We start from the raw sequence: 2,456 nt of genomic DNA on the forward strand, positions 1-2,456 counted from the left end.
GCCCAGGTGATGGCTCAGCTCGCCACCCAGCGCCCGCTCGATCAGCGCCTTCTTGAACGCCATCGACGCTTCCGCTATCGCCTCGGCCGTCATCGGCCCTTGAGTGAATTGATCCAGCAGTTCCTTCGGGATCTTCGGCAGCGCCGCCGTCCTCGCAGCGATCGCCTCGTTCTTCGTCTTCGTCTTGCTTGGCATACATGCTCCTGGTCGTCATGCTATGCCTCGCACACAAAATTACTGACAGGCTCGATAGGTGGCCAACCGATGAGCGCACAACCGCGCGCTCGGCCCTGTTTCGAGGCTGGAGCTAGCAGCGGCAACGAAAGGCCTTCAAAGGGTCTTGATGTCATGGACGTCTACTTCTTCCTTAAGCAGCGCACGGACCTCATCCGTCACTTCTACGATGCCGCCTCGGAGCCGTTCGTCGAGACGAAGCGGTGCATTCAGAACACGCTCGCACCATTCGACGATCCGCCATATGAGGACAGCGGAGAGCAAAGTGCCTGCCCCTATCAGCCATCCCTGGACGGCACGGTCGGCAACTAGCCTTCTTCCTTTAGTTGAGCTCCGGCAGAAGCATGCGGCGCTCTCACTGTCAGCTCAATCTCGTTGATCAAGTGGTAAGGCGGACTAGGCAATTTATTGATCGAGCCGCCTTACAACGGCGAGACGAGCATGTGCAGGGAGATGTCTTGGGCGATGTCAGCCGGTGCGGGCAGAAGTTCGGGCTATCGCGATCCCCTTTCATCCTGAAAGTTAGGGATGCAGACATTTGCATTGCGATCAGAATTGCTAGCGCCGGCCGAAACATATCGCACCGGCCATTGGCCCGGAGGAGCGCGACAGGCGTTGAAACGTCACCAGTGGGGGGGTTATGGGAACGGCCGAAAATCTTTCGTCGCGGCGCGCGTCTACTTGTGTTTGCGTGGGCGTTTGTCTCGCCGTGTTCGGACTGACCAACACCATCCCGGCGCATGCGACCCGCGTGGTTATTAAAGGGCGCGCGATCGATAGCAAAGTGGAGGCGCCCCAGTACCCGTCGAGCCGTGAGGAATGCTCCCAGTTCAACGAGGAGATCGGGGAGATGATCAAGGCCGTGCACGAAGAGCACGAGGCCTGTCTGGCCGACAAAGGCAACACGAACGAGAGCAGCGGCGGCACGTGCTCAAAGGCGGCCTGCCAGAAGCTGCATGACGCACGCGACGAGCTGACCAAAGCTCGGTCCAAGGGTTACTCGGAATGCAATGCGGCCATCAATGAGCGCCAGCGATCAGAAAGTTGGGGCAAGAGCGGCTACGGCACCGACATGGATGAGTTCGTGTCGGCCCTCAAGYCAGGACCCATCTCGGCCGTGAGAACGCTTGTCAAACAGCAGATCAACGACATCGTCGACAAGACGTTCGGCTACGCGTCACCCGTGGTGAAAGGTGGCTTGAAAGCTGGCATGGCAGCGGACACGATGGTCTCGAGCTACCTGGCGATGCAGAAGGCATGCGAGGAAAAGAGCACCGCCGCGCTGAACGCGTGCAACCGAGAAATGATCGCCAGCATTCAGAAGCTGCCCAGCATGGTGCCCACCAAGTACAGCAGCGATCCGGGCATCTCGATCATTCAGCAGGCCATGATGGCCCGCCTTAACCTCATCCTGCGCGACACAATGGACCAGATGGACCGCGCGAGCGAAGAGATGGATGAAGTGACGGAGTCGAGACCGGCTCCAAATCGCAGGCGGCGCGTCACGCCAAGGATCGAGAACAACTGAAGCGAAAGCAGTTGCGCTTCCAATCCACAACACCGGAGGGTAGATGAAAACGATTCTTCTGATCACTTCGATGGTGCTGTCATGCCTGGCGCTGCCAGCGCGGGCGCAGTCGGCGACAGCAATGATGACGACGTGCATCACCGGGCAACTGCTGTGCAACAAGGCTTGCGGCAAGGGCCCGAGCGCCGTTCCGTGCATCAACACGTGCGGGATGAAGGCACAGATGTGCGCCTCAAACAACGGCCGGTGGCCAGGCGCTGATTCGTTCTCGGACGATGACGATCGACCGGCCAAATCGGCATCCCGGCGCAAGAAGGCGGCCGAACCGGAGGACGACGACGAGGAAGAAGCGCCTCGTGCCTCCAAGTCGAGCGCGTCCTCGCGAAAAGGGCGCAGTGACGGCAAGTGCACGACCGATGCCGAATTCGTGCACTCCTGGCCCGTCGACAAGTCCAATGACGAGTTCAAGTTCAAGTTCAGGGTCTCGTCGGACGAATGCAACAAGTACAGCTGCACGGGCTATGTGCACTACCGCATTCAATTCAACTACCAGGGAGGAAACAGCGGGAAGACAACGCTCGTGAGCTACCGCATCCCGCAGGGCCAGCGTTCGACGGAAGTGACGGCTACGACCTTCCCGTTTGTTGTMGGCACCAAGATCGACGTGCGGGACGTCGAAATCAGAGAGGTGTCT

General features: G+C 59.5%; 3 protein-coding genes and 1 pseudogene. 3 read left to right on the top strand and 1 reads right to left on the bottom strand.

The window, feature by feature from the left end; translation table 11 throughout:
• Nucleotides 1-195: pseudogene (locus tag AC1D01_RS30140) on the bottom strand (IS256 family transposase); the annotation flags it as partial.
• Nucleotides 196-348: 153 nt separating this feature from the next.
• On the opposite strand from AC1D01_RS30140, the gene AC1D01_RS30145 reads away from it, so the two are divergent.
• From AC1D01_RS30145 to AC1D01_RS30155, 3 genes are all read left to right on the top strand, one after another.
• Nucleotides 349-546, top strand: a complete 198-nt coding sequence (locus tag AC1D01_RS30145; RefSeq protein ID WP_477872984.1) for a hypothetical protein — start codon at nt 349-351, stop codon at nt 544-546.
• A gap of 397 nt (nt 547-943) precedes the next feature.
• Nucleotides 944-1,762, top strand: coding sequence for a hypothetical protein (locus tag AC1D01_RS30150; RefSeq protein WP_477872986.1), 819 nt, complete (start codon nt 944-946; stop codon nt 1,760-1,762).
• 43 nt (nt 1,763-1,805) lie between these two features.
• The coding region (locus AC1D01_RS30155) for a hypothetical protein (RefSeq protein WP_477872987.1) at nt 1,806-2,456 on the top strand (651 nt) is incomplete at its 3' end.

The organism is Rhizobacter sp. P3_B12, from assembly GCF_056402895.1.

Coding starts and splice junctions, on each gene's coding strand:
- AC1D01_RS30145 (WP_477872984.1), top strand. CDS start 349: ATGGACGTCTACTTCTTCCTTAAGCAGCGCACGGACCTCATCCGTCAC.